Origin of the sequence: Ralstonia sp. OTU4908, assembly GCF_038440115.1 — a bacterium.
GTDB classification, from domain to species: domain Bacteria; phylum Pseudomonadota; class Gammaproteobacteria; order Burkholderiales; family Burkholderiaceae; genus Ralstonia; species Ralstonia pickettii.
Genome location: NZ_JASATD010000043.1, coordinates 23,280 through 29,847, shown reverse-complemented (window position 1 = coordinate 29,847; position 6,568 = coordinate 23,280). Strand labels below are relative to the sequence as shown.

Sequence of the window (6,568 nt, the reverse complement as noted above, 5' to 3'; positions counted from 1 at the left end):
GTGTCTCGGGGAGGGGAAGGAGCCAAACTCGCTGCGCTCAAACAGGGCTCCTTCCTTTTTCCTCCCCGCGACAAAAATCCAAGGCGCCATCTAGGGCCGGGTACGGCCACACCGTCTGGATGCAAGGTCCGGCGGCAGAGCAGGTTCTGACTAATCTTAGAGCGGCCTACACGGCGGGCTCAACCACTTGGCCGAGCCGTGCCGCGAACTCCCGCAACGCGGGGGCCAGTTCGTCGCGGATGCGCTCTGCATCGGCGGACGTGTACGGCGCGCTGCAACTCACGACATACGGCTCGCGCTGGCTTGGCGCGAAGAACGCGACTGCGCATGCGTGGATGGCGGGATGCCAGTCGCGCAGCGATACGGCGTAACCATTGCGTACGCCGGCTTTCACTGCATCGTCTGCGGCGGCACCTTCTGCCGCCCACTGCGCCGGCTGCTGCGTGCGCAGTGCTTCGTACAGGCGCTCACGCCGCGCGGCGGGCAACGAAGCCAGATACGCCCGGCCCATCGAACTGGACAGCAGCGACAGCCGCGAGCCCACGCCCAGCCCGGACGACCCGCTCATCGACGGGCTGTCGTGGCGGATCGTCTCCAGATAAACCATATCCAACCGATCGCGCTTGCCGAGCGAGATCGACACGCCAAAGCGCTGCGCAAACGCGCTCATGTGTGGCCGCGCGAGCTGGATCACGTCGCTCGAGGCCAGGTAGGCAAACCCGAGTGCGAGCACACCGGCGTCGAGCCCGTATTTGCCGAGCGCATCGTCGTAGCGCAGGTAACCGAGCGACACCAGCGTGCCGGCCAACCGGCTGACCGTGGCCTTGGGAAAGCCCGTGCGCCGGACGAATTCCTGGTTGCCGAGCAACGTATCGCCAGGGCGGAATGCGCGCAGCAGTTCCAGCCCGCGCGCGAGCGCCGTGACGAAATTCGGGTCGCTCGACTCGGCGGGCGCGGTGTCGAATTCGGGATCGGGGAGACGGGTCGTACTCATGGCAAAAAAGCCCTGGAAATCGTCGGCGGTTGCGCTATCATAGCCCTAAATTTCGAAACTGTGTTCCGTATATCGGAACAACAACGACTCGGAGACGACCGCCGTGACCGCTCGCAACGCCTTCAATTGGGCCGACCCCCTGCTGCTCGACCAACAACTGACCGACGACGAACGCATGGTGCGCGACGCCGCCGCGTCGTACTGCCAGGACAAGCTGATGCCGCGCGTGCTGGAGTCGTTCCGGCACGAAAAGACCGACGCGTCGATCTTTCGTGAGATGGGCGAGCTGGGCCTGCTGGGCCCGACGATTCCCGAGCAGTACGGCGGCCCGGGCCTGAACTACGTCAGCTACGGCCTGATCGCACGTGAAGTCGAACGGGTGGATTCAGGCTACCGCTCGATGATGAGCGTGCAGTCGTCGCTCGTGATGGTGCCGATCTACGAATTCGGCAGCGAGGCGCAAAAGCAGAAGTATCTGCCCAAGCTGGCCACCGGCGAGTGGATCGGCTGCTTCGGCCTGACCGAACCGAACCACGGTTCCGACCCGGCCTCGATGATCACGCGCGCCAAAAAAGTCGACGGCGGCTACTCGCTGTCGGGCGCCAAGATGTGGATCACCAACTCGCCCATCGCCGATGTGTTTGTCGTGTGGGCCAAGCTGCCGAACGACAACGGCGAGGACGAAATCCGCGGCTTCATCCTGGAGAAAGGATGGAAGGGTCTGACGGCGCCTGCCATCCACGGCAAGGTTGGCCTGCGTACGTCCATCACCGGTGAAATCGTGCTGGACGAAGTGTTCGTGCCGGAAGACAACCTGATGCCGGGCGTGCGCGGCCTGAAGGGTCCGTTCACGTGCCTGAACTCGGCGCGCTACGGCATCGCGTGGGGTGCGCTGGGCGCTGCAGAAGCCTGCTGGCACATCGCACGCCAGTACGTCCTGGATCGCAAGCAGTTCGGCCGCCCGCTCGCCGCCAACCAGCTCGTGCAAAAAAAGCTGGCCGACATGCAGACCGAAATCACGCTTGGCCTGCAAGGCTGCCTGCGCCTGGGCCGCATGAAAGACGAAGGCACCGCCGCGGTGGAAATCACGTCGATCATGAAGCGCAACTCGTGCGGCAAGTCGCTCGACATCGCCCGCGTGGCGCGCGACATGCTCGGCGGCAATGGCATCTCGGACGAGTTTGGCGTGATCCGCCACGTGGTGAATCTGGAAGTCGTGAATACCTACGAGGGCACGCACGATATCCACGCGCTGATCCTCGGCCGCGCACAGACCGGCATTCAGGCGTTCTTCTGATTGCGCTTTGTTTTTCCGGCGAGTTGGGGCACACTCGTGCACCACTCGCCACACCCGTGGCTGCACCTCTCGCCCGTCCTGGGCACCGTTGTTCTCCGCCCCTCGCGATATACCAATTTGCAAATGACCGGGATACGCTACGCCGCATGAATCGGCGGTAGCGCGCGTCTATGCTTCGGTCCAAGTGTCGGCGGATTGTTGGGCCGCACGTCCCTCACACCGATAGAACGAGCGCGCGATCCACACGCAGATTGCAGCGCCACGCGACAAAACCAATCGCGAGACAACGGTCTGGAGAATGCCGGCGCGCGTACGCAGGCACCCGTACCGATATCAAAACCAGAACAGGGCACCCTACGCGGACGACCAAGATCGGCCGGCGCGGAGTCCTGCCAGGAGACAAACCCACCATGGCTGAACAGTCCATTCCGTCGTCGACGGAACTTGGCGCCGCTGGCATCGCCGATGCGCGTGCCATCGATCGCTATTTCCAGATTTCTGCACGCGGCAGCACGCACAAACGCGAGGTCGTGGCTGGCATCACCACCTTCATGGCGATGGTCTACGCCGTGTTTGTCGTGCCCGGCATGCTGGGCAAGGCCGGCTTTGACACCAGCGCCGTGTTCGTCGCGGTGTGCCTGACCACCGCCTTCGGCTCGCTGCTGATGGGCCTGTGGGCCAAGCTGCCGATCGCCATTGGCTGCGCAATCTCGCTGACGGCGTTCATGGCTTTCGGCCTGGTGCTGGGGCAAAAGCTGTCGCCGGAAATCGCGCTCGGCGCGGTGTTCCTGATGGGTGTGGTCTTCACCGCCATCTCGGCTACGGGCGTGCGCTCGTGGATCCTGCGCAACCTGCCTTCGGGCGTGGCGCACGGAACGGGCATCGGCATTGGCCTGTTCCTGCTGTTGATCGCGTCCAACGACGTGGGGCTGGTCGTCAAGAACGCCGGTGCGGGCCTGCCCGTTGCACTGGGTCACGTTACCGCCTTCCCGGTGATGATGTCTGTGCTGGGCCTGGCCGCCATCTTCGGCATGGAGCGTCGTCGCGTGCCAGGCGGCATCCTCATCGTGATCGTCGCCATCTCGGTCCTGGGCCTGATCTTTGACCCGGCCGTGAAGTTCACCGGCGTGTTCGCCCTGCCCTCGCTGGCCAGTGCTGGTCACACCTCGCTGATTGGCGCGATGGATATTCGCGGCGCACTCACGGCCGCTGTGCTGCCCAGCGTGCTGGCGCTGGTGATGACCGCTGTGTTCGATGCCACCGGCACGATCCGCGCGGTCGCCGGCCAGGCCGGGCTGCTCAACGACAAGGGCCACATCATCAACGGTGGCCGCGCTCTGACGGCCGATTCGATCAGCTCGATCTTCTCGGCGTTCTTCGGCGGTGCCCCGGCGGCGGCTTACATCGAGTCGACGGTTGGCGTGGCAGCAGGGGGCAAGACGGGCCTGACGGCTGTCGTGGTCGGCGTGATGTTCCTGGCCGTGATGTTCTTCTCGCCGCTCGCGGGTCTGGTGCCGTCCTACGCAACAGCCCCGGCGCTCATGTATGTCGGCCTACTGATGCTTTCCAGCGTGAGCAAGCTGCACATGGACGACATGGTCGACGCACTGTCGGGCCTCGTCTGCGCCGTGTTCATCGTGCTGACCTGCAACATCGTCACCGGCATCATGCTGGGCTTCAGCACATTGGTCATCGGCCGCCTGGTGGCCGGCGAATGGCGCAAGCTGAACATCGGCACCGTGGCGATCGCCGCTGCACTGGTCGCGTTCTACGTAGGCGGCTGGGCGATCTGATCACACACGGCACCGTCTTCAAAAAAGACAAACCGGCCAGACCCGAAAGGGCTGGCCGGTTTTGTTTTGCCTAGGATCCTGAACCGGCTCCAACGCAAAAAACGCCCGGCACAAGGCCGGGCGGCAATCACACTACCAAGGAGACGGTTACTTATTGGGCTGCGGCGTCAGGCGCAGATACGGACGCAACGCCTTGTAGCCCTTCGGAAATTTCTGCTTGATGACTTCCTCATCCTTCAGAGACGGCACGATGACCACGTCATCGCCGTCCTGCCAGTTACCGGGCGTCGCCACGCTGTGGTACTCGGTCAACTGCAGCGAGTCGATCACGCGCAGCACTTCATTGAAATTACGCCCCGTCGATGCCGGATACGTAATCGTCAGGCGAATCTTCTTGTTCGGATCGATCACGAACAACGAACGCACGGTGAACGTCTCGCTCGCATTCGGATGAATCATGTCGTACAGCTGCGAAACCTTGCGATCGGGATCGGCAATGATCGGGAAGTTGACGCTGGTGTTCTGCGTCTCGTTGATATCGTTGATCCAGCCCTTGTGGGACTCGACCGAATCGACCGAGAGCGCAATCGCCTTGACATTGCGCTTGGCAAATTCGTCCTTCAGCTTGGCGGTCAGGCCCAGTTCGGTGGTGCAAACGGGCGTGTAGTCGGCCGGGTGCGAGAAAAGCACGCCCCAGCTGTTGCCCAGCCACTCATGAAACTTGATGCGGCCTTCGCTTGAATCCTGCTCGAAATCAGGGGCGATATCGCCCAAACGTAAAGACATCGTGTCCTCCATACACAGATTGGGAACCACTATAGCCAGATTGCCATCCAACCAAAACGACTATAAATTCACAACAACATCACTTTTCGTCATTAGGCGCGGCATTTGCTGACAACAGGGTGGAAGGCATGCGCACATTGCCGGACAATGACCGGGGTCTTGATCCATCGCAGCATGCGCAACGCGAGCGCTTGAAGTTTCGCGGCGCCCACACATATGCTAGCGAATAAGCACGCCGACATATTGACGATTGAACTACCGATACCGAGGACCCGACCATGACGAACACTTCCCCCAACCTGGCCGATTCCGTCAATAAGGAGAAACTGATGACCGACGTGAAGACTGTACTGTCCGACGCTGAAACCCTGCTGAAGCAAGCTGCGTCCAGCAGCGGCGAAAAAGCCGCCGAACTGCGCGAGCGCGGCATGGGTATGCTCCGCCAAGCCAAGGAAAAGGCGCAGGACCTGCAAGACGCGGTCGTCCACAAGAGCAAGGCCGCCGCCCGCGCCACCGACGACTACGTTCACGATCACCCGTGGCAAGCCGTGGGCGTGGCAGCCGGCGTGGGGCTGCTGATTGGCCTGCTGCTCAACCGCAAGTAACCCGCCGCACCCTTTCTGGCCGATGGCGCGCCCTTTGGATCGCACCATCGGCCAGTTGCATTCTGGCGGCTCCGTTCCGGGCATGGCGCGTGCTGCGTCTGGGACGACGTCCATCGCCTTGCACCCTCTCCTCACCTCATGACCGACGACACCAGCCCAAAGCTGTTCGCTTCCTTGAAGAAACTGGCCGGCACGGTCGTCTCGATGCTGCAGACGCGGCTCGAACTGGCGAGCGTCGAACTGGCTGAAGAAAAAGAACGGCTGCTTGGCACCGCCTTCCTAGGCATGCTGGCCGTGAGCCTGATCGCCCTGTCCATCATGACGCTGACGGCGCTGGTGGTGATCCTGTGCTGGGATACGTACCGCTGGCAGTCTTTGGCCGTGATGGCGGCGCTTTACGCGCTGGGCGCGGCAGCCTGCCTGTGGAAGGTGCGCTCGCTGCTGCGCAACGCACCGCCACTGTTCGAGGCCACGCTGGCCGAACTCGACAAAGACCGGGAGATCCTGCGCCGATGACTGATCCAACCGAACACGCGCCCTCGGCCGGCACCTCCGGCACCTCCATGAACGAACCCGCATCGAGCGCGCGTCATCACGTGCGGCCTTCACGCCGAAGCGCGGAAACACGCCTCCCGCTGAGCGTTCGCAAGGAATTGCTGCTGACCCGCGCCGCCCTGGAGCGCTACGACTACGCCCAGGCCCGCAACGATGTGCATCGCGCCACCAACCGCACCTTCAGCCTGGGGGGCTTCGGCGCGTTGCTGCCAAGCCTGATCCGGCCTTTGGCCCGTCCGAACAGCCTGATGCGGACGCTAGGCATTGCACGCGAATATCCACTGGTGGGCACCGCGTTGTCTTTGGCGTATGCGGGGTTGCGCCGCACCGTCATCGGTCGGATCACGCGCAAGCTCGGCAAAGTGGGAATCGTGGCCGGAGCGGCCTGGTGGGGCTACAAGAAATGGCAAGAGGCCCAAGGGCATGACGTCAGCGCGCCTGCACCGGCGCCCGGTGTCGATGCGAACGAGATCATCCCGGGAAGCACTTCCTGAGGCGAGCGCCCAACAACGGAAAGGCCGGAGAAATCCGGCCTTTC

The 6,568-nt window shown here is 63.0% G+C and carries 7 protein-coding genes; 5 read left to right on the top strand and 2 right to left on the bottom strand.

The annotated features are described in order from the left end of the window. Positions 1 to 166 precede the first annotated feature (166 nt). Positions 167 to 994 carry an IclR family transcriptional regulator gene (locus AAHM38_RS22420; protein WP_116576844.1) on the bottom strand — a complete coding sequence of 276 codons (828 nt, stop codon included), beginning with the start codon at positions 992 to 994 and terminating at the stop codon, positions 167 to 169. A 103-nt stretch (positions 995 to 1,097) separates the two neighbouring features. Here AAHM38_RS22420 and AAHM38_RS22415 point away from each other — a divergent pair, with 103 nt between their 5' ends. Both AAHM38_RS22415 and AAHM38_RS22410 read left to right on the top strand, forming a co-directional pair. After that, the gene (locus AAHM38_RS22415) at positions 1,098 to 2,291 is read left to right on the top strand and encodes an acyl-CoA dehydrogenase (protein WP_009238778.1); all 1,194 of its coding nucleotides are present in this window, start codon (positions 1,098 to 1,100) and stop codon (positions 2,289 to 2,291) included. A gap of 410 nt (positions 2,292 to 2,701) precedes the next feature. Further along, entirely contained in the window at positions 2,702 to 4,084 is a 1,383-nt protein-coding gene (locus tag AAHM38_RS22410; RefSeq protein WP_116576843.1) for an NCS2 family permease, read from the top strand. A 147-nt stretch (positions 4,085 to 4,231) separates the two neighbouring features. Here AAHM38_RS22410 and AAHM38_RS22405 read toward each other — a convergent pair whose 3' ends face one another. Next, the gene (locus tag AAHM38_RS22405) at positions 4,232 to 4,870 is read right to left on the bottom strand and encodes a peroxiredoxin (protein WP_004629475.1); all 639 of its coding nucleotides are present in this window, start codon (positions 4,868 to 4,870) and stop codon (positions 4,232 to 4,234) included. Between the two features lie 278 nt (positions 4,871 to 5,148). On the opposite strand from AAHM38_RS22405, the gene AAHM38_RS22400 reads away from it, so the two are divergent. The 3 genes from AAHM38_RS22400 to AAHM38_RS22390 all read left to right on the top strand — a co-directional run bounded on the left by AAHM38_RS22400 (position 5,149) and on the right by AAHM38_RS22390 (position 6,524). Beyond that, positions 5,149 to 5,475 carry a DUF883 family protein gene (locus tag AAHM38_RS22400; RefSeq protein WP_009238780.1) on the top strand — a complete coding sequence of 109 codons (327 nt, stop codon included), beginning with the start codon at positions 5,149 to 5,151 and terminating at the stop codon, positions 5,473 to 5,475. 138 nt (positions 5,476 to 5,613) lie between these two features. Continuing rightward, the gene (locus AAHM38_RS22395) at positions 5,614 to 5,991 is read left to right on the top strand and encodes a phage holin family protein (RefSeq protein ID WP_027677941.1); all 378 of its coding nucleotides are present in this window, start codon (positions 5,614 to 5,616) and stop codon (positions 5,989 to 5,991) included. Continuing rightward, positions 5,988 to 6,524, top strand: coding sequence for a DUF3318 domain-containing protein (locus tag AAHM38_RS22390; protein ID WP_116576842.1), 537 nt, complete (start codon positions 5,988 to 5,990; stop codon positions 6,522 to 6,524). The genes AAHM38_RS22395 and AAHM38_RS22390 overlap by 4 nt, the downstream gene beginning before the upstream one ends. Positions 6,525 to 6,568 lie beyond the last annotated feature (44 nt).